This window comes from Gammaproteobacteria bacterium (genome assembly GCA_041395725.1).
Taxonomy (GTDB): Bacteria; Pseudomonadota; Gammaproteobacteria; order Pseudomonadales; family Pseudohongiellaceae; genus NORP240.
Genome location: JAWKZW010000001.1, coordinates 3648640 through 3668749, shown reverse-complemented (window position 1 = coordinate 3668749; position 20110 = coordinate 3648640). Strand labels below are relative to the sequence as shown.

The window sequence follows — 20110 nt, the reverse complement described above, 5'->3', positions numbered from 1 at the left end:
CACGCCAGGCGACGCGCAAAGAACTCAGATAGAGACGGCCACCGTTTCAATCAGCGCCATAAGAGACGCCGGATAGACCCCCAGCAGTACCAGAGCAAACAGCAGCAAAGCCAATACCGCGTAGGAACCGATACTGCTCCAGCCTGCGATCCGGAAATCCTGCTGGTGTTCCGACTGCAACAACATACGATAAATGATCCGCAGGTAGTAGTAGATGCTGATGCCACTGCCGGCAACAAGAACCAGCAGCAGCCCCCAGAGCGAGCCTTCTACCCCTGCCAGCACTACGTAGAACTTGCCGATAAAGCCGACGGTCAACGGGATACCTGCCAGGGAAAGCAGCATCGCGGTCAACAGCAGTGCCAACCAGGGTTCGCGCCAGAACAGCCCCTGATAATCGGCGACGAAATCGAATTCCTTTTCGCTGCTCGAGACTACCGTGGCGACGCCAAAGGCACCTAATGACATCACTATGTAGGCAATGAGGTAAAAGCTGATGGCTTCTACGCCCAGTCTGGTACTGGCTCCATCAAGCGCAATTAATGCTATCAACAGGTACCCCATGTGGGCGATCGAGGAGTAGGCCAGAATCCGCTTAAGGTTTTCCTGCAGCAACGCCAGGACATTACCGGCCAGAATAGACAGCACAGCAATCACACCCATTACGGCAACTACCGGACTGAATGACAGGGCCTGCGAAGCGATAATAAAACGCAGCAGCAGTACCATCATAGCGGCCTTGCCGACCGTCGCAAGAAACATGGTGGCGGGCAATGGCGCGCCTTCGTAGACGTCAGGTGTCCAGAGATGAAAGGGTGCCAATGACAGCTTGAATCCCACGCCGGCCATCAGCAGAACCAGCGACGTGACATAGTAACCGTCAGCCACCGGGGCTGCCCCATTGGCCAGTGCCAGATCGGTAAATTGCAGGCTGCCGGTCTGGGCATACAACAGCGCGATACTGAACAGGATAAAAGCAGAAGAAACCGCTGATAAGACGAGATATTTTACCGCCGCCTCCAATGGAAATTTGGCGGCGTCCTTGCTGTGGAGAGGATAGGCAATCATGCCGTAGAGAGAAATGCTGAGCGTCTCCAGGCCAAGAAATGCGCTGATGAAGTGATTACTGCTGACCATCACCAGCGCACCGATAGTGGCTATAAGCAACAGCAGATAGAACTCCTCCACTTCGTCCTTCAGATCATACAAATAGGGAAAACTGAACACCGCGATGGCCCCGGTCGCCACCAGGATAACGGCGGTGAAGAACAGGCTGTAGTTGTCTATCATTAACAGCGGTGTTATCTGCTGCCCTGCGAAAGGAAGCACCAGAAAGGTCGCCAGCAGGGCCAGCGCGATGCCGACCATGGTGACCGCCCCCACCAGGGGATGATTGCGCTTAAGGGCGATCAGCAGCATAACCACTACTGTCATTGCTGTAACAACCAGCATGGGCAGTAACGGCACAAGATCCTGAATTGTTAGTGTTGTTTCCATCGACAAGCCTGCTACTGAATCTAAAAAAGACTTCCCAGCGTCATGGCTGACAGGTCAAGAAAAGTCTTGGGGTACATTCCCATCCACACCAGTCCAGCCATCATGGCCAGATAAAAAATCATTTCATGTCTGCTCAGATCGACCAGGGCCGCTTCATCATGCTGCTCGCTGTCATAAGAGCCCTGAAATACTTTCTGCAGCACCCACAGCGAATAGACGGAAGCCAGTATCAGCCCCAGCGCCGCCACCGCCGTAAGTGGAATACTGACGCGAAAAGCTCCGATCAGCGCCAGAAATTCGCCAACGAAATTACCCAGCCCGGGCATCCCGAGCGCCGCTACCGAAAAGAACAGTGCAACGACTGACATCCTGGGAACGCGGGCCCAGAAGCCACCCATCTGCTCCATGTTCCGGGTGTGAATACGGTGCTGGAGACCGCCTGCCAGCATGAACAGGGCTGCCGCACTGAGCCCGTGTGCCAGCATGGTCATCACTGCACCCTGAACCGCCTGCTCGTTCCAGGCAAACACTCCCAGCGTAACGAAGCCCATGTGACTCACACTGGTATACGCAATCAGTCGCTTCAGATCGGTCTGGGCGAATGCCACCTTGGCACAGTAGACGATGCTTATTGCGGCCAGGGTCATAGCGACCGGCGCAAACTGCCGGGCCGCCTCCGGAAACAGCGGAATAGTGAAACGAATCAGCCCGTAAGCACCGGTTTTCAAAAGGATACCCGCCAGGATCACACTGCCTGCGGTCGGCGCCTGACTGTGGGCATCCGGTAACCAGGAATGCAGCGGCACGCTGGGCAGCTTGGTGCCGAAGCCGACGAAGAACGTCAACATGATCAGCATTGCGGCAGATCCGGCCAACTGGACATTCTGCAGGGCAAAATAATCGAAGCTGAAAGTACCGAACTGCAGGTAATGGTTGTAGGCGATGGCAAGAATTCCTATCAGCATCAGCAGGCCGGAAATCTGGGTAAAGATAAAGAACTTCATGGCGGCGTAGCTCTTGTTCTCATGCCCCCAGATAGCAATGATCAGGTACATGGGGATCAACATGACTTCCCAGAAAAAGAAAAACAGGAACAGGTCGAGCGCAACAAAAACACCAATGACCCCGGCCAGAGTCCACAACAGGTTGAAATAGAAAAATCCGGCTTTGTCCCGGATCTCATTCCAGGCCGCACCTACGGCCATGATGCCCAGGAAAACCGTCAGCGCCGTCATCAGCCAGCTGAGCCCATCCAGCCCCACCTGGAAGTAGATCTGAAAGCGGGGAAGCCAGTCCGCCTTGAGGTAGACCAGCCATTCACCGGACCCTCCAGGCGGAGTTAAAGTGGGCTCGTTGAGCACACTGAGAATCAACAGTCCGTCGATGAGCAGAAAGACCAGCGCAACGATTCGCGGCAATCTGGGATCAACATAGTCTGCCAGCCAGGCAGCCAGCCCGCCCACAAAGAGAATGATTATCAACCAGGCCAGAATCACAGCAATGCTCCTATCGCTATCAGGATGACAAGTCCTGCCATGACGCTGGCAGCGTACCAGCGCAGGTAGCCGGTCTGTGTTCTGACCAGCAGTCGGTTCGCCTGGGCGGTTATAGAGACCAGCAGGCCAACCAGCAGATCGATAATATCGCGCCGATTCAGCCTCGCCAGCGCAACGAACGGGCTGACAAAGAGCATCTGATACAACCTGTCCATGCCCCAGCCGCTGAACCAGAATCTGTGCAGCGCGGCACCAAGGCCCGATTTAACAAGGCTCTGCGCAGACCAGGTTCTGGCGCAGAAAAACTGGTAGGCAACTCCAACGCCGATGATGGGTACCGCAATCATCAGGGCATGCAGTATAAAACTGACATGGTGTTCTTCATGGACCGTCTCGCCATGGCTGAAGACCGCATCCACCGGCACCTGAATAAAACCACCCACTAAAGCCAGCACGGCCAGAACCGCCAGAGGAGCGGCCATTCTGAAGCCGGTAACTTCCTTGGCCGGATGCGGGCAGTCGCCGAAAAACACCACAAATACTAGTCTGAAACTGTAGATCGCCGTGAAGAACGCACCCAGTACACCCCCCAGCCATAACAAAGTGCCGCTGCCACCGCTCTCAAGAGCGGCCAACAGTATTTCATCCTTGCTGAAGTAACCGGAGGTAAATGGCAAGGCCGTCAAGGCAGCACTGCCGATGACAAACGACCAGAAGGCGACCGGAAGATGCTTGCGCATACCGCCCATTTTGAAAATGTTGTGTTCATGATGCAGGCTGAGGATTACCGTGCCAGCCGCCAGAAACAGCAGCGCCTTGAAAAAAGCATGAGTCATCAGGTGGAACACCGCCGCCGACCAGGCACCGACGCCAAGCCCGAGGAACATATAACCGATCTGGCTGATCGTTGAATAAGCCAGGATGCGCTTGATGTCGTTCTGTGTAAGTGCCGTAAAGCCGGCCATTAGCAGGGTTATCAACCCGACCCAGGCGACCAAAGACTGAACAGTGGGCGCCAGTTCGAACAGCAGGTGCGTGCGGGCTATCAGGTAGACACCGGCGGTTACCATGGTCGCGGCATGAATCAGGGCGCTGATCGGCGTCGGGCCGGCCATTGCGTCCGGTAGCCAGGTCTGCAGCGGTAACTGGGCGGACTTGCCGACTGCGCCGCCGAGCAGCAGCAGCGTGGCTGCAACGGCCACGCCGGAGCCTGTCTGCCACTGACCCTGGGCATTGTGCATCAACTCCTGAATATTCAGCGTTCCCAGTTGCGAAAACAGCAGGAACAGCCCAAGCGCCATGGAGGTGTCGCCAACCCGGGTGACCACGAACGCTTTACGGGCAGCGTACCCGTTGGCGGGATTTTCGTACCAGAAGCCGATCAGCAGATAACTGCACAGCCCCACCCCTTCCCAGCCCAGGTACAACAGTACCAGGTTGTCTGCCAGCACCAGTACCAGCATGGCAGCCACAAAGAGATTCATGTAGGCGAAAAAGCGACCGTAACCGGGATCGTCGATCATGAATCCGGTGGAGTAAAGATGAATGAGAAAACCGACCCCCGTGATCACCAGGATCATGACGACCGTCAGACCATCCAGGTAAAACGCGAACGCTGAAGTGAAATCCCCGGCTGCCATCCACTCCCAGAGAGTCAGTTGAAAGCTGGCCTGGCCCGACGAGAGAAACTCATAACTTGATAAAGCCGCCACGAGAAATGCCAGCCCGATAGAGCCGGCCCCTACAGAGGCAACAACGGATTTTGGAAGGTCCCCACCCGAAAACGCCAGGATAAGAAACCCTGCTAGCGGAAGCGCCGGTAATAGCCAGATTAGATCAAGCACGTTGAATCTCTTGTTGTTGTTTGCTGTTTGTTTGCCAATTCTGCCACTGCTGGTCAGCCCCGCATTTGCGACAACACATTAATGTCCACAGTTTGAAACTTCCTGAACATCTGAATAATCAACCCCAGCCCTACGGCCACTTCTGCGGCAGCCAGGGTCAGAATCATCAGAAACATGATCTGCCCGTCCGCATGCTGCCAGCGTGCCGAAGAGACAACGAAAGCGAGTCCGCAGGCATTGAGCATTATCTCGAGCGACATGAGCACGAACACCACATTGCGTCGGGTGAGGACGCCAATCAATCCGAGCGTAAACAAGATTGCCGCCAGCATCAGACCCTGTTCAAATGGAATTTCCTGCATTCTGTTTCCGCCCCGCTGTCTACAGTGAATTCAACTATTTCTTCGCCAGGTGATACGCGCCCACCAGGCCGGCCAGCAGCAGGATAGAGGCAATCTCCACTGCCAGCACGTAGGGACCGAACAACGCCAGGCCGACCTCCCGCACACCGACCTCGGTTACTGCAACCTCCGTCTGTTGCTGACGCACTACATTCAGCAACTGCACCAGCAGCACGCCAGCCATTGCCATGGGTCCGATCCAGATTTTTTTGTCCAGCCAGCTTTTTTCCTGATCCCGGCTCCGCTTACCCAGATTCAGCATCATGATCACAAACAAAAACAGCACCATAATCGCCCCGGCATAAACGATTGCCTCCAGCATGGCGGCAAAGGGGGCACCAAAGGTATAGAAAATAACCGCTACCGCCAGCAAAGAAAGTATCAGGTACAGTAGCGCGTGGACCACGTCTGACTGCAGAATTACGGCGACTGTAGAAATCAGCGCGATAGTGGCCGCCAGGTAAAATAACAGCATCATGGCAACAGACTCCTTACATCCACAGGCGGAGACTCATTCAGTGCTTCGCCCTTATCTTTACCACCCACAGCCATTCCCGCAACCCGGTAAAAATTGTAATCGTGGTACTTGCCAGTTCCGTCGATAAGCAGATCTTCTTTCTCCCAGACCATGTCCTGACGCACGTATTCGGCCATCTCGAAATCCGGGGTCAACTGAATAGCATTGGTGGGACAGGCTTCCTCACAGAACCCGCACATAATGCAGCGGGAAAAATTAATCCGGAAAAACTCCGGGTACCAGCGACCGTTTTCGTCTTCCGCTTTCTGCAGCGCAATACAGTCCACCGGGCAGGCCACGGCGCAAAGGTTACAGGCGACGCAACGCTCTTCCCCATCCGGGTCCCTGCTGAGAATGATTCGCCCCCGCCAGCGGGGAAACATGTAGGGCTGTTCATCGGGATACTGCACAGTATCCGTTTTATCGAACATGTGTACAAAAACGCGCCACAACGTGACGAGCTGACTGGTGAAGGTATCCTTGATCAGTTTAAACATAATTAACCCCCGCTTCCTGCCAGAATGATAACGCCGGTCACGAGCAGATTAAGCAACGACAATGGCAGCAGGAACAACCAGCCATAACGCATGAGTTGATCGTAGCGGGGCCTGGGGATCGCCGCCCGCAGCAGAATAAAGAAGGCGATAAAAAACGCCGCCTTGATGACAAACCAGACTATCGGTGGGAGAAACCCGGGTCCAAGCCAGCCACCAAAAAAGAAGACCGTAATCAAAGAAGAGATCAATACCAGCCCCAGGTACTCCCCGACAAAGAACATGCCGAATTTCATTCCGGAATATTCGGTGTGGTATCCAGCGCAAATTTCCTGCTCCGCTTCGGGAATGTCAAAGGGCAGGCGATGACTTTCAGCCACGCCGGCAATGAGAAAAATGATAAAGCCGATGATCTGCGGAAAGACATACCAGCCATCTGCCTGGGCCAGTACGATTTCGCGCAGATTGAAACTCCCGGTCAGCGCCACGATACCCAGCAGAGAAATACCCATGAAGACTTCGTAACTCACCATCTGGGCCGCTGCCCGCAGGCTGCCCAGCAGCGCGTACTTGTTATCTGACGACAACCCGCCCAGCATCACGCTGTAGGCGCCCAGAGAAGCCATAGCCAGCACGAACAGAACTCCGATATTGGAATCGATAACCCCCACTCCCGGGGCGAATGGAATCACACTGAAACTCATCAGCACCACAGTCATGATTATGGCCGGAGCAAGCACGAAGCTAAGCTTGTCGGCAAATGGAGGCACCCAATCCTCCTTGGTAAAAATTTTGAGCATGTCCGCCACGACCTGCAGCAGCCCAAAGGGACCGACCCGGTTTGGGCCCAGTCGTTCCTGCCAGATGCCCAGCAGTCGCCGTTCAACCCAGATCAGCATAGCGGCAATACCGACCACGACCAGCAGGATACTCACAACATTTAAGATTGATCCGACTTCCCAGCTCATGATCTAGGGAACCTCCTGAAGCAAATCACTGACAATCAGATTGTCGAAGCGCCCCTGCCCTGACCCGGGAGTTTTTGACAATTGCACACGTTCTGATGAACCCGCGATGGGAAACTCACCGGCGCTGGTAAACATCAGGACAGATCCGGGTTTTACCTTACTCCTGATACAAACGGGATAAAGGGCCTTGCCTGCCGCCGCCTGAACCTCAACAAGGTCATTGCTGGTGACCCCGAGCTTTCTGGCATCCTCCGGCGCGACGGCCAGGTAGGAACCGGTCAGGCGCTCCCGCACCGGTCCCGCGCGGCTGCTGAGTTCGTCACTGCCGTAGAGCTGATGCACCGGGAATACACTGAAGCCTGCTTCTGCACCGCTATTATCCGCTGTGATTTCCAGGTAACTGCCAGCACTGCTGCTCTTGCCGATCACGTGCCGGCCTGGATTCCCCTGCCGCAGTTGGCCCCCAACTTCGTCCTGGAACTTGCTTACCGACTGGTTGGAATTCCAGCGTGGCGCCCAGGTGTTGGACATCATCGAGGCATCTTTCTGACTCAGCACACCCTCCATGGAGAATGCCATGATCGAATCGGCATCCTGGGGCTGCTTGGCTTCATGGACATTGATGCCGGCCTGGATCGCGGTCCGGCCGCTGTAGCGATGCGACTGCCGGGGAATCTTCATTCCGGCAACAGCACCGCTGCCATCCGGCAGAACAGCCGTGAGGCCACTCATCTTACCGAGCTCGGTTTCACAGGACTGCAACAGTTCACTGTGTGTTGTCGCGGCATCCTTACGCAGCCAGTTCCAGGCCGGCTGATTGACCAGTGAGCTGATGAATACCTGCATGCTCAACTGCGCCCGGCCTTCGTAATTAATGTAGGTTCCTTTCTGTTCGGCAAAGCTGGTGCTGGCCAGTACCAGATCTGACCTGGCGGTAGTCCGGTTGCTGAGTTGATCAATTGTCACCACGTGATCCACCCCGGCGATGGCTTTATCCACTTCTGTTTCTGCAGCCCGGCTGTAGAGATCATTTTCCAGGACAATGACGGCTTCAGCCTCTCCCGCCTGCATTCTGCCCAGCGCCTTGCCCAGAGTATTTTCCGCGCCAAGCATGAGGCCCAGGCCGACACTGTTTACCTCAGGTACAACACAGCAGAGATCAATTGCCTGTTCCGCCGCGCGGTCAACTGCCAGAGCCCGGGCAACGTTGGCGGCAGCCTTCATTAGTTGCAGGCTGCCGCTTCCTGTGCCACACACTATAAGAGGCCGCTTCGCCTGCTTCAGATCAGCCACGATGCCATCTACGACACGAGATTGTTCTTCAGTCAGGGCACCGGATACTGCCGGTGCACTGGCGTCAAGCCCGCTGGCAACGGCCGCTGCCAGCAGCGTCAGGCTGCTCACCTCCCCTACAGTCGTGGTGCTGGCCACATCGTCCAGCCGTGTTGCATGGCCGGCCAGGATATGCAGCGGAGCCAGCTCATGTTGTGCCAGCTCCCTCACTGCGGCGTCCTGCCATAATGGGATACCCGCCCCTGCGGCCAGCTCGTCTGCCCGGTTGCGAACCGATTGCCGCAGTGCCAGCGCGATACGCGGCGCTGTGTTCGTTACATCTTCACCAAGGATCAGGACGGCGTCCGCGGCTTCTATTTCGCGAATCGAAGGCGCATGGAATTGAGGATCACGTAGCTGTTCGATCATCTGCCTGATCAGGATAAATTCGTTGTCGCTGCATCCAGCGTAGAAATTTCCCGGCCCTACCCGTTGCAGCAGCGCATAATTGGCTTCGACACTGGCTCGCGGCGAGCCGATACCCACGACAGGACCCTTGACCCCGCTGAGCAGACTCTGCAGTTGCTGTGCAGCCTCCTCGACACTCAGGAGGTTGCGCTGATCTCCCCTGCCCGATTGCGGTGCGGCGATACGTTCATCACTGTTGACGAAGCCATACCCGAACCGGCCACGATCGCAGAGAAAGTAACCATTAATGTCACCGTGGTAACGATTGACGATCCGTCGCAATTCGCCATACCGCTCACCGGGAGTCGTGTTACAACCCACCGCACAGCCAACACACACGGAAGGGGCTGTTTGCAGGTCCCATTTACGCGAGTAATGGGCGCTGAACGTGGCGTCCGTAAACACGCCGGTAGGACAGACTTCCACCAGGTTACCACTGAACTCGCTTTCCAGGCAGCCGTCGCTCTGCCGCCCGAAATAGGTGTGATGGTGACTGGCCTGCGCAGAGAGATCGGTACCGCCCGCGTAATCATCGTAAAACCGCACACACCGATAGCAGGTGATACAGCGGTTCATTTCATGCCCTACGAAAGGACCCAGATACTGATTGCGATGGGTGACTTTTTTCCGGTCATAACGCCGGTAGTTGTGGCCTGACATCAGGGTCATGTCCTGCAGGTGGCATTCACCGCCTTCCTCACAGACCGGGCAGTCATGGGGATGACTTATCATCAGGCTTTCGATGACCTGGGCACGAAATTTTTTCGCGTCCTCGTCTTCAATGGAAATGATGCTGCCATCAGCGGCCGGCGTCATGCAGGCCATCACCAGCATTCCGGTTTCGTCGTCTTCGTTCCGGTATTGCTTTACCGCGCATTGGCGACAGGCACCAACGGATCCCATGCAGGGATGCCAGCAGAAATACGGCAGATCGAGGCCTTGGGAGAGACACTCCTGCAACAGGTTGTTGTCTCCGTTTACCTCGTATGTCACTCCGTCTATGACAACTTTTGCCACTGATACTTCTCCAGTATTAACTGCAATATGCCCCTGGCGGTCTGAGCGTTCAACTCAGTGCTGCGTGTAGGGGCAACATTTTTTAGCCACGTGTTCTTCGAATTCCTGCCGGAAATGTTTCAGCCCGCTTCCAAGTGGCGCCATCGCGCCTGGCGCCAGTGCACAGAATGTGCGCCCTGGCCCCAGGTAACCAAGATGGTCTTCAAGGATACCGATATCCTTCTCAGTGCCGAGGCCGGCTTCCAGATCACTAAAAATCTGCTCAATCCAGGGCAGGCCATCCCGGCAGGGTGTACACCAGCCACAGGATTCATGGCTGAAAAAGCGCATCAGGTTGCCTATCATCCCGACAGGGCAGGTTCGGTCATCCAGCAGAATCATTGTCCCGGTAGCCAGCCGGCTGCCGGCTTTGCCGATCACATCGTAATCCAGCGCGAGATCCAGGTGTTCCGGTAACAGAAAATCCGTTGACCCGCCCCCGGGCAGAAAGGCTTTCAGCTGATAGCCCTCCTGCATCCCGCCCGCATGCTCTTCGATAACTTCACGTATAGTGGTTCCGAACGGCAATTCCCAGCAGCCTGGATTCCGAACCCGGCCACTGACACCAAACAACTTGGTCCCATGGTCGATGCCCTTCCCCAGGTTCTGGTACCAGGTAACACCCTGGCTGATGATCCCAGGCAGATTGCAGATTGTTTCCACGTTGTTGACGATAGTCGGCTTGCCCCACAGGCCACTGACCTGGGGAAACGGCGGTTTGGCCCTGGGGTTAGCGCGTTTCCCTTCCAGAGCATTCAGCAAGGCCGTTTCTTCGCCGCAAATATAACGCCCGGCCGACGTATGGACCACGATATCAAGATTGAAACCCGTATCGAGAATATTGGTTCCCAATAAGCCCTCTGCATACGCTTCCCTGATTGCCTTATTCAGAGCCTGCTCGGCACGAACGTATTCACCACGCAGAAAGATGTAGGACTTGCTGGCCTGAATGGTGTACGCAGCGATGATCATCCCTTCAAGCAGAAGATGCGGATCACCCTCCATCAGCAGGCGGTCCTTGAAAGTACCGGGCTCCATTTCGTCCGCGTTGACGACCAGGTATTTTTCCCTGGGTGCGGCATCTCCCATGGGTACGAAACTCCATTTCAACCCGGTTGGGAAACCAGCACCCCCGCGCCCTTTCAGGCCAGAGTCCTTCACCTGTTGCAGGACATCGCCGGGAGCCAGTCCAGCGGCAATTTTACGAATGCTCTCGTATCCCCCTGCAGCCTGATACTGGGCTATTTCCAGCGGCGGTCGGGACATATCGATATTTCTGGTCAGCGGTTTTTCCATAACTTGAACTATTCTTGACTGCTCTGTTCGCCGGTCTCGTTATTAAGGTACCGTTGTATGATTGCGTCGATCTTTTCCCTGGTCAGGTTGCGGTGCTGGTGGTCATCAACCATCATTACCGGCGCCCGGTCACAATCACCCAGGCACGGCACTGGAATCAGGGTAAATTCACCGTCACTGGAAGTCTCGCCATAATCAATTCCCAACCTGTCCTTGATGTGCTGACGCATGCTCTCGCAGCCCATGATCCAGCAACTCACGCTATCGCAGAAAAGCATAACGTGTTTGCCAACCGGCCGCCTGTAGACAAGGTTGAAGAATGTAGCGACACCCTCCAGTTCACTGGCCGGAATATCCAGGTATTGAGAGATGGCCAACAGGCTTTCATCCGAGACCCAGCCCTGGTGCTTCTGCACAATCTTCAGCGCTTCCAGACCCACTGCCCGCTTGTCGGGATACAGGGTCATTTCGTGCTCGATTTCCTCGATTTCACTGGCGCTTAACTTCCGTGCCTTCACCTGGTCGGCAGTTGCGCTGCTGGCTATGAGGTTTGAATTCATTTTCCTGTGACCACTTCTTCTCTCAAACGGAACCTGTTCCCAATAAAGCGAATCTCTATCTGTCCACATCCGCCATAACAAAATCGATACTGGCGATAATGGCGATCAGGTCAGGCAACATGAAGCCTCGGCTGATCTCCGGGATCATCTGCAAATGGGCAAATGACGGCGTACGGATCCTGGTTCTGTAAGAGGTGGTATTCCCATCGCTTACCAGGTAATAACCATTGATCCCTTTAGTTGCTTCAACTGCGACGCTGACTTCATCAGGGGGTATAACCGGCCCCCAGCTGACATTCAGAAAATGGTTAATCAGGGTTTCGATATCCTGCAGAGTCCGCTCTTTGCGGGGTGGCGTTGTTAACGGATGATCGGATTTGTAATGCCCTTCCGGCATGTTATCCACGCACTGTTTGATTATGCGCAGGCTCTGTCGCATTTCTTCCACACGCACAGCGCAACGGTCGTAACAGTCACCATTAATCGCAATAGGTACATCAAACTCAAAATTCTCATAACCGCTGTAGGGACGCTGCTTCCGGTAATCCCATTCCAGCCCGGTGGCCCTGAGACCCGGCCCGGTAACGCCCCAGTCAAATGCCTGTTCCGTATCATAGACCCCGACACCCTGCGTCCTGCGCTTCAGAATGCCATTGTCCATTACCATCTTGTCGTAGTCATGCAGACGCGCCGGCATGAAATCCAGCAACTCACGCACTCGCTTATCCCAGCCCACCGGCAGGTCCTGGGCGACGCCTCCGATTCGAAACCAGCCGGGGTGCATCCGTGCTCCGCAGATTGATTCGATAATATTGAATATTCGTTCACGCTCAACAAACATGTAAAAAATGGGCGATAGCTGTCCCACGTCCTGAGCGAAAGTGCCGTAGAAAAGCAGGTGACTGCAGATTCTGAACATTTCGCACAGCATCACGCGGATTACTTTAACCCGCTCTGGCACCTGGATGCCGGCCATCTTTTCCACCGCCATCACATAAGGCAGGTTGTTCATTACACCGCCCAGATAGTCGATCCGGTCGGTATAGGGAATAAAGGTATGCCAGGACTGGCGCTCTCCCATTTTCTCTGCGCCACGGTGGTGATAGCCAATATCAGGAACTGCGTCGACAAGAATTTCACCATCCAGTTGCAGCGCGATGCGAAACGCCCCGTGAACACTGGGGTGGTTGGGTCCAAGGTTGAGAAACATGAATTCGGAGGTTTCTGATTTACGGGCCATCCCCCACTCTTCCGGCCGAAACTTCAGCGCTTCCTGCTCAATTTTCTCCTTGTCTTCATCCAGTGAAAACGGCTCCATTTCGGTTGCCCGGGCCGGATGCTCCTTGCGCAGGGGGTGCCCTTCCCAGGTGGGAGGCAAAATCAGTCGGTAGAGATTGGGGTGACCGTCGAACTTGACTGCGAACATGTCCCAGACTTCGCGCTCGTACCAGTTGGCACTGGGCCAGATGTCAGAAACCGTCGGCAGGGATAAGTCTCGATCCTGGAGTGGCACCTTGATGCGCAGGTCTGCGTTTCCCCGGAATGACATCAGGTGATAGACCACCGAGAATTCACTGTCAGGCTGACCGCGACGATTTACCCGCATCCGTTCATCAATGGCGGTCAGATCGAACAGCATTTCAAAGCGCGGATCGGCATCCTCCTTGAGGTACCGCATAATCTCTTTAAGATCAGCACGGTCTATCCAGAACGTCGGAATGCCGTCACCGGTGGACTGTCTCGCCAGCACACGCTGACCGAAACGACTCTCGATGTCTTTCAACAAGGTCATCGGGGCGGCGGAGTCCTGGTTGCTGTCTGACTTGGATTGCTGGGCTGTTTCCACTTTTTGTTTTACTTCACTTGTTTTTGTTATCTATTTGTTTTAGAACAATTTATCCGACCTGATACTCTATTCGATTCAGGCTGCCTTACGACGCGTTCGATACCTGTCAAACCTCATCCGGAGAGCGCAGTTCCCGGGCCGCAATTCGCTCGTCATGACGACGCACCCGCTGCACTTCTTTGCCATCACGACGGTAAATTCCCTGATCATTGATTACCCAACTCAACGGGCGACGCTCCGCCCCTATCGACTCCTGTAACAGAACCAGCCCCTGTAACAATGCTTCGGGGCGTGGCGGGCAACCGGACACGTAGACGTCTACCGGCAGAAATTTGTCCACCCCCTGGACCACCGAGTAAATATCGTACATGCCACCGGAATTGGCGCAGGACCCCATGGAAATGACCCAACGTGGCTCCAGCAACTGTTCGTACAATAACTCGACAACTGGAGCCATCTTTCGAAAGACTGTACCGGCGATTACAATCAGATCCGCCTGCCGTGGTGTACCGCGGATTACTTCGGAACCAAAACGCGCGATATCATGGCGACTGGTGAAAGCGGTCGCCATTTCCACGTAGCAGCAGGACAAGCCGAAATTGAACGGCCAGATTGAATTCTTTCTGCCCCAGGCGACCAGATCCTCGAGCTTTGCCATCATCACGTTCTGCCGGATGTATTCGTCAAAACTGTTGTCACCACGCCGCGGAGACGGGGCATCTTCCGGTTTTTGCAGCTCCCAGGTCATAGCTTGAATTCCTTCTTGTTAACCACACCTCCGGGGCCGCGCACCATGTGCAGCTCACGCTTCTGAGTCTGTGTTCGCCAGTCCAGGGCGCCAATACGCCACAGATAAACCAGTGCCACGGTCAGTATGAAGATAAAAACACTGACTTCGATAAAACCAGTCCAGCCTGCCTCCCTGACCACTACGGCCCAGGCGAACAGGAAAACAACTTCCAGATCAAAAATGATGAACAGAATTGCGGTGAGGTAAAAATGTACGGAAACCTTGAAATGAGCACTGCCAACAGAAACGATGCCGGACTCAAAGGGTAAATCCTTGTTGGGTGAACTGGTACGTTGCCCCAGCAGGTAAGACAGGCCCAGCATAAAGAGGACCAGCGCCAGCACTGCCGCCGAATAGAATAGAAACGGCCGTAGCGCGTCTAAAAGACCGGTTGTAGCTTCCAAACCCAATACCCCTTTGGTGCACTGAGAGCGAGGATAACTCTATCCGTTTTCCTTACTCAACAAACCCGATTTATGTAAAAAAGAATTCTAATTAAACGTCAACTGCTTACTTCTATACTTCTGGCGTCAATCCTCTCGAAAATCCGGCTCTACACCCTGGCGCTCACCACTGCCTGCTCACCTGTAGCCGTGCTTTTCATCCAGTTTACAGAATCCTGGCGCAAAGCGTGCAAGCCCTGAAACGGATAAACACCGCAGCGGTCTGAGTTTTCAGCAGTTGGAATATTGAGTTTTAGGAGGTTAAGACTGGGAATGAAACGACAGGTCAGCGAAACACTGACAGGGATTTGCAGGTCGGCCCTGCCCTGATTTCGGCTTGTAGCGGTTGTCTTTCTACTACTTCCCATACAGCAAAACTTCTGATGAGGAAGCCCAGAAAACTTGTCTCGTATCAGGAATTACACTGACTTACGGTACGAGAACAACTCAAGCTTAAAGACTGCGGCTTACTGATTTATTCTTGTTTAACAGGCCGGCCCACTGCATGCAGGACCTAAACCTTAGCCTGGCGCAAAAGTAACACGCCTTCTGAATTAATGGCAAGCGCTTTGATCCTCGACGGCTATCAATATCAGGGACTGATATTTCACTAACGCCACCCACTCGACAAAGGACTCCGCTGAAAATGACCAGCAGGAAACCTGGAACCACTATTTTTCGGCCTGGATTTCCTTCCAGTTCTCGTAATATTCCAGGCTCACCATGTGATTCAGCTCCTCCAGTTCCTCCATCTTCTGCTGGAGGTTGGCTTTCATAACGTCACCCACAGAAAGCAGCCCTATATAGTCTCCACGTTCCTCGATAAGCAGATGACGAATCCGGCGTCCCAGAAATTTATCATAGAGTTCCAGGGCCTGATCTGAAACATTGGCCGAGATCAGGTTTTCACTCATGTGATCCTTGATTCGGGCAGTCCTGGCATCAAAACCTTCCTCGAGTACATGAAACATCAGATCCCGCTCAGTATAGATACCGACAATCTTATCGTCATCCGTGACCACCACAGATCCGACTCTATTCTGAGTCATCAGGGTCAAGGCCTGATAGACGCTTGCGTCGGAACTGATGGTGACCATATGACCACCTTTTTCTTCCAGAATGTCCTTGGCCGTTCTTTTCATTATTGTTCCTCCCGGTCATTCCCAGACTTAATTCCACTGGCCTGATTACTATATAGCAATACCTGCCGGGAAGACCAGATGTCCAATACAATTGCAGCGCGAATCAGAAAACGCGATTGAGACCGTCAAGCGCAGCGATACGGTAGGCTTCCGCCATGGTGGGATAGTTGAAGGTGGTATTGAGAAAATAGTGCATGGAATTGGCAGCGCCTGGCTGCCGCATAATTGCCTGGCCGATATGGATTATCTCGGAGGCCTGATCTCCGAAGCAATGTATGCCGAGGATTTCCAGCGTATCAAAATGGAAGATCAGCTTCAGCATGCCCACTTCCTCACCAGTGATCTGCCCCCTGGCGGTATTCTTAAAAAAGGCCTTGCCCACCTCGTAAGGGATTTTTTCCCTGGTCAACTGCCGCTCAGTCTTACCCAGGGTGCTGATCTCCGGGATGGTATAAATTCCGGTTGCCACTTCGTCGATAAAGTGGCACTTGTCGGGATCGACAATGGCATTGCAGGCCGATCTTCCCTGATCATAAGCAGAGCTGGCCAGTGAAGGCCAGCCAACCACATCGCCGGCGGCGTAAATATTCTTCACCACGGTGCGATAAGTTCTGTCTACCTCAATCTGGCCGCGTGAGTTAGCGGTAATGCCGACCTTCTCAAGTCCCAACCTGTCAGTATTGCCTGTGCGACCGTTGGCCCAGAAGACAATATCGCTCTTTATCTTCTTACCTGACTGCAGATAGGTGACCAGATGATCGTCATGATATTCCATCTTCTCAAACTGCTCATTGTGACGACTTCTAACCCCGACATTTCGCAGATGATAGCTCAACGCATCCGAAATTTCGTAATCCAGAAAGGACAGCAACGTGTCTGCCGGGTTGATAATTTCCACCTTGGTGCCCAGTCCACCGAAGATTGATGCGTACTCACAACCAATAACTCCCGCACCTATGACTGTGACCTTGCGAGGGGAATGCCCCAGCTGCAGAATGGTGTCGCTGTCAAACACGAGTGGGTGGGAAAAATCCACCTCAGGCGGATGATAAGGTCGTGCACCCGTCGCGATAATAAAATAATCGGCGGTAAGAATCTGACCTCGATTGCCAAGCTTTATCGTGTTGGCATCCTGAAAACTGGCGACACCTTTGAAAACCGGTATGAAATTGCGCTCGTAAAAGCCTGTGCGCATTTTAACTTGTTCATAAATCACCTTTTCAGTGTGCTTTACCAACTGTGGAAAGGTGATCTTGTGAATCTCGGTAAAGTCCCGAAACATCGGACTGTTATTGAACTGCAGAATCTGCTTGACGCCATGACGAAGTGCTTTTGATGGTATTGTCCCCAGGTGAGTGCAATTGCCACCAACCTGTGGCAGATCACAGACGACAGCAACGTTCCTGCCCTTTTTCCTGGCATTCATCGCCGCGGCTTCTCCAGCCGGTCCGGCACCAATAACAATAATGTCAAAGTGATTAGCCGTCATATGCTGAAGATCGGTTTCCTCTGTGAGTGTGCCCAGGTTGATATCACCGACTACCCACCCGCTCTAGTTCCACGCATTTCTCCGGCTTGCCACCACAGAGTTCACAGGCGCCAGCCTCACCGAAATTATTCAATCCACCGCAACTACCCTGCAGGGGTTTACGACCCATAATCACCCCCACGGACAGGCCCGCAACAGCGAGACTGATCAGTAAAAAACTTAAAATCACTGTGGCCATCTGATTACTCCCCCTGAGCCTGAATGAAGCGGGCAAAGGATTGTGTGTAATGCGCCTCAAAGTCCTGCTCTGCCCTGGTAATAAAATAAACCGCCAGGTCGTGGCTTGTCGCCAGCTCCAAGCCCGCCTCATACCCCAGGACCATAAAAGCGGTCGCCAGAGCATCTGCCCTGGCTGTGTCGCTGTCTATCACGTAAACCGCGGCAAGATTGTGAGTTACTGGCCTGCCACTGCGGGGATCAATCTCGTGTGAGTAATGAATTCCGTCAATCTCAAAATAGTTACGATAATCCCCCGAGCCTGCCAGGGCCAGCTCTTCACCCTGGGAATTCAGGATTTCATAGACTTGTGGTGCCGTATCTTCCGGCCGCTCCACCGCGGGTACCCAATGGGCTCCGCCAGGCTTCAGCCCTTTTATCTTCAACTCCCCGCCAATTTCCAGGAAGTAGCTGCCGATACCGATAGAATCAAGATAGGCAGCCACCTGATCAACCACATAACCCTTGGCTATACCGCTCAGATCCACATAGATATCAGCCGCTCGGATCAGGGCCGATTGCTCCGGGTCTATTTGCAGATACTGGTAACCAACCTGGGCGCGGGCCGCTTCTATCTGCTGGGCGGCGGGGACTCTTTCCAGGCTGTTATCAGGGCCGAATCCCCATAAATTAACCAGCGGGCCCACCGTTACATCGAACGCGCCATCCGTCATGACACTGATGTCCCGGGCCAGAATGGCCACTTCCAGCAGCTCCCTGGAAACCCGCCTGGGTTGGCCGACGGGAGCCCGGTTGAAGCGGGAAAGTTCAGATTGTTCAGCGTAAGTGGAAAATACCTGCCGATCGAGACGGGTCAATAACTCCCCGATCGTCTCCTGAATCTGGGTGGTGGCCAGCGAACCTGGCACTTCTACGATCTGCAACCGATAGGTGGTGCCCATGGTGTAGCCGGTCAGCTGCAATATTTCTTCGTTGTCCCTGCTTGTCAGCAGGTAAAACAACACAAAGGCACTGACCAGTACAATCGATAAGCTGTATCGACGCAGATAACTGATCATGAGAACTCGTCTAGTGAAATATTCTCGTCTTCGACACCCAGATCCTTCAGCATCTTGATGACTGCCGCGTTCATCATAGGCGGACCACACATGTAGTACTCGCAATCTTCCGGCGCCGGGTGGTCCTTCAGATAGTTCTCGTACACCACATTATGGATAAAACCTGTCGGCCCCTCCCAGTTATCTTCCGGCTGCGGATCCGATAGCGCTACATGCCACTCGAAATTGTCATTCTCCCGGGCGATTTCATCATAATCCTCCTGGTAGAACATTTCTCTCAGGCTTCTCGCACCATACCAGAATGAAACCTTTCGGTTGGTATGCAGGCGCTTAAACTGATCGAAAATATGTGACCGCATCGGCGCCATACCGGCGCCACCACCAATGAAGATCATTTCGGCCTCAGTCTCCTTGGCAAAAAATTCGCCAAACGGGCCGAACACCCTGATTTTATCCCCGGGCTTAAGACCGAACACATAGGAAGACATTTTTCCTGGCGGCAGGTTTGTGCCCGGTGGTGGCGTTGCTATACGGATATTGAACTTGATAATTCCTTCTTCTTCCGGGTAATTGGCCATGGAATAAGCCCGGATAGTCGTGTCGTTGACCTTAGACACCAGATTGAAGAGGCCGAATTTCTCCCAGTCTCCCCGATATTCTTCTTCTATAATGAAGTCACTGTAACGCACTTCGTGGGGAGGTGCCTCCAACTGCACGTAACCCCCGGCACGAAAATCCACACTTTCTCCCTCGGGTATCTTGAGTACCAGTTCTTTGATAAAAGTCGCCACGTTATGATTCGAGACGACCTCGCACTCCCATTGCTTTACGCCGAAGAATTCTGGCGCTATCTCTATCTTCATATCCTGCTTGACGGCGACCTGGCAGGATAAACGCCAATCTTCCTTGGCCTGGCCGCGAGTAAAATGCCCCGCCTCGGTGGGCAGCATTGAGCCACCGCCCTCCAACACCTGGCACTTGCACTGGGCGCAGGTCCCCCCGCCACCACAGGCGGAAGACAGGAAAATCCCGGCGTCGGCCAGCGTGTTGAGCAGTTTTCCGCCGGCAGGCACAGTCAGGGTCTTGTCTGGATCCCCGTTGATTTCAATTTTTACATCGCCGGTACTGACCAGTTTGGCTCTGGCAGCCAGGATTACCACGACCAGCATCATGACCACCACGGTGAACATGACTACACCGCCAATAATTGTCGTTAAATCCATCATGCAAAAATGA

18 protein-coding genes are annotated in these 20110 nt (G+C 54.0%); all 18 read right to left on the bottom strand.

Translation table 11 applies throughout. The features are described from left to right. Positions 1-24: 24 nt before the first annotated feature. The 18 genes from R3F50_16190 to nqrF all read right to left on the bottom strand — a co-directional run bounded on the left by R3F50_16190 (position 25) and on the right by nqrF (position 20097). Complete coding sequence (locus tag R3F50_16190) at positions 25-1497, bottom strand: NADH-quinone oxidoreductase subunit N (protein ID MEZ5491835.1); 1473 nt, start codon at positions 1495-1497, stop codon at positions 25-27. Positions 1498-1517: 20 nt separating this feature from the next. Continuing rightward, positions 1518-2993 carry an NADH-quinone oxidoreductase subunit M gene (locus R3F50_16185; protein MEZ5491834.1) on the bottom strand — a complete coding sequence of 492 codons (1476 nt, stop codon included), beginning with the start codon at positions 2991-2993 and terminating at the stop codon, positions 1518-1520. Next, positions 2990-4837: an NADH-quinone oxidoreductase subunit L gene (gene nuoL, locus R3F50_16180; GenBank protein ID MEZ5491833.1), complete on the bottom strand. Its 1848-nt coding sequence runs from the start codon at positions 4835-4837 to the stop codon at positions 2990-2992. The genes R3F50_16185 and nuoL overlap by 4 nt, the downstream gene beginning before the upstream one ends. Positions 4838-4890: 53 nt before the next feature. Beyond that, positions 4891-5199 (bottom strand): NADH-quinone oxidoreductase subunit NuoK, encoded by a 309-nt coding sequence (gene nuoK, locus R3F50_16175; protein ID MEZ5491832.1) that lies wholly within the window; start codon positions 5197-5199, stop codon positions 4891-4893. 34 nt (positions 5200-5233) lie between these two features. After that, on the bottom strand, positions 5234-5716 hold the full coding sequence (nuoJ, locus tag R3F50_16170) for an NADH-quinone oxidoreductase subunit J (GenBank protein MEZ5491831.1): 483 nt from the start codon (positions 5714-5716) through the stop codon (positions 5234-5236). Further along, positions 5713-6252 (bottom strand): NADH-quinone oxidoreductase subunit NuoI, encoded by a 540-nt coding sequence (nuoI, locus tag R3F50_16165; GenBank protein ID MEZ5491830.1) that lies wholly within the window; start codon positions 6250-6252, stop codon positions 5713-5715. Before nuoI ends, nuoJ begins: the two co-directional genes overlap by 4 nt. A gap of 2 nt (positions 6253-6254) precedes the next feature. Next, positions 6255-7217, bottom strand: a complete 963-nt coding sequence (gene nuoH, locus R3F50_16160) for an NADH-quinone oxidoreductase subunit NuoH (GenBank protein ID MEZ5491829.1) — start codon at positions 7215-7217, stop codon at positions 6255-6257. A 3-nt stretch (positions 7218-7220) separates the two neighbouring features. Further along, positions 7221-9974 (bottom strand): NADH-quinone oxidoreductase subunit NuoG, encoded by a 2754-nt coding sequence (gene nuoG, locus R3F50_16155; protein MEZ5491828.1) that lies wholly within the window; start codon positions 9972-9974, stop codon positions 7221-7223. A gap of 54 nt (positions 9975-10028) precedes the next feature. Beyond that, the gene (gene nuoF, locus R3F50_16150; GenBank protein ID MEZ5491827.1) at positions 10029-11309 is read right to left on the bottom strand and encodes an NADH-quinone oxidoreductase subunit NuoF; all 1281 of its coding nucleotides are present in this window, start codon (positions 11307-11309) and stop codon (positions 10029-10031) included. A gap of 8 nt (positions 11310-11317) precedes the next feature. After that, positions 11318-11869, bottom strand: coding sequence for an NADH-quinone oxidoreductase subunit NuoE (gene nuoE, locus R3F50_16145; protein MEZ5491826.1), 552 nt, complete (start codon positions 11867-11869; stop codon positions 11318-11320). Positions 11870-11924: 55 nt separating this feature from the next. Next, positions 11925-13715 carry an NADH-quinone oxidoreductase subunit C/D gene (nuoC, locus tag R3F50_16140; protein ID MEZ5491825.1) on the bottom strand — a complete coding sequence of 597 codons (1791 nt, stop codon included), beginning with the start codon at positions 13713-13715 and terminating at the stop codon, positions 11925-11927. 106 nt (positions 13716-13821) lie between these two features. Further along, positions 13822-14463 carry an NADH-quinone oxidoreductase subunit B family protein gene (locus R3F50_16135; GenBank protein ID MEZ5491824.1) on the bottom strand — a complete coding sequence of 214 codons (642 nt, stop codon included), beginning with the start codon at positions 14461-14463 and terminating at the stop codon, positions 13822-13824. Next, entirely contained in the window at positions 14460-14909 is a 450-nt protein-coding gene (ndhC, locus tag R3F50_16130; protein MEZ5491823.1) for an NADH-quinone oxidoreductase subunit A, read from the bottom strand. Before ndhC ends, R3F50_16135 begins: the two co-directional genes overlap by 4 nt. Before the next feature lie 710 nt (positions 14910-15619). Beyond that, a complete protein-coding gene (locus tag R3F50_16125) occupies positions 15620-16090 on the bottom strand; it encodes a CBS domain-containing protein (protein MEZ5491822.1) in 471 nt (156 codons plus the stop codon). Positions 16091-16193: 103 nt separating this feature from the next. Beyond that, complete coding sequence (gene sthA / locus R3F50_16120) at positions 16194-17579, bottom strand: Si-specific NAD(P)(+) transhydrogenase (GenBank protein MEZ5491821.1); 1386 nt, start codon at positions 17577-17579, stop codon at positions 16194-16196. Between the two features lie 43 nt (positions 17580-17622). Then, entirely contained in the window at positions 17623-17817 is a 195-nt protein-coding gene (gene nqrM / locus R3F50_16115; GenBank protein ID MEZ5491820.1) for a (Na+)-NQR maturation NqrM, read from the bottom strand. Positions 17818-17821: 4 nt separating this feature from the next. Beyond that, positions 17822-18874, bottom strand: coding sequence for an FAD:protein FMN transferase (locus R3F50_16110; protein MEZ5491819.1), 1053 nt, complete (start codon positions 18872-18874; stop codon positions 17822-17824). Further along, on the bottom strand, positions 18871-20097 hold the full coding sequence (gene nqrF, locus R3F50_16105) for an NADH:ubiquinone reductase (Na(+)-transporting) subunit F (GenBank protein MEZ5491818.1): 1227 nt from the start codon (positions 20095-20097) through the stop codon (positions 18871-18873). Before nqrF ends, R3F50_16110 begins: the two co-directional genes overlap by 4 nt. Positions 20098-20110 lie beyond the last annotated feature (13 nt).

Bases quoted from the DNA above. Each gene is read 5' to 3' on its own strand.
- nqrM (MEZ5491820.1), bottom strand. From the start codon at position 17,817: ATGGCCACAGTGATTTTAAGTTTTTTACTGATCAGTCTCGCTGTTGCG.
- nuoE (MEZ5491826.1), bottom strand. From the start codon at position 11,869: ATGAATTCAAACCTCATAGCCAGCAGCGCAACTGCCGACCAGGTGAAG.
- nuoH (MEZ5491829.1), bottom strand. From the start codon at position 7,217: ATGAGCTGGGAAGTCGGATCAATCTTAAATGTTGTGAGTATCCTGCTG.
- R3F50_16190 (MEZ5491835.1), bottom strand. From the start codon at position 1,497: ATGGAAACAACACTAACAATTCAGGATCTTGTGCCGTTACTGCCCATG.
- nuoJ (MEZ5491831.1), bottom strand. From the start codon at position 5,716: ATGATGCTGTTATTTTACCTGGCGGCCACTATCGCGCTGATTTCTACA.
- sthA (MEZ5491821.1), bottom strand. From the start codon at position 17,579: ATGACGGCTAATCACTTTGACATTATTGTTATTGGTGCCGGACCGGCT.
- nuoK (MEZ5491832.1), bottom strand. From the start codon at position 5,199: ATGCAGGAAATTCCATTTGAACAGGGTCTGATGCTGGCGGCAATCTTG.
- R3F50_16110 (MEZ5491819.1), bottom strand. From the start codon at position 18,874: ATGATCAGTTATCTGCGTCGATACAGCTTATCGATTGTACTGGTCAGT.
- nqrF (MEZ5491818.1), bottom strand. From the start codon at position 20,097: ATGGATTTAACGACAATTATTGGCGGTGTAGTCATGTTCACCGTGGTG.
- R3F50_16125 (MEZ5491822.1), bottom strand. From the start codon at position 16,090: ATGAAAAGAACGGCCAAGGACATTCTGGAAGAAAAAGGTGGTCATATG.
- R3F50_16135 (MEZ5491824.1), bottom strand. From the start codon at position 14,463: ATGACCTGGGAGCTGCAAAAACCGGAAGATGCCCCGTCTCCGCGGCGT.
- nuoF (MEZ5491827.1), bottom strand. From the start codon at position 11,309: ATGGAAAAACCGCTGACCAGAAATATCGATATGTCCCGACCGCCGCTG.
- nuoI (MEZ5491830.1), bottom strand. From the start codon at position 6,252: ATGTTTAAACTGATCAAGGATACCTTCACCAGTCAGCTCGTCACGTTG.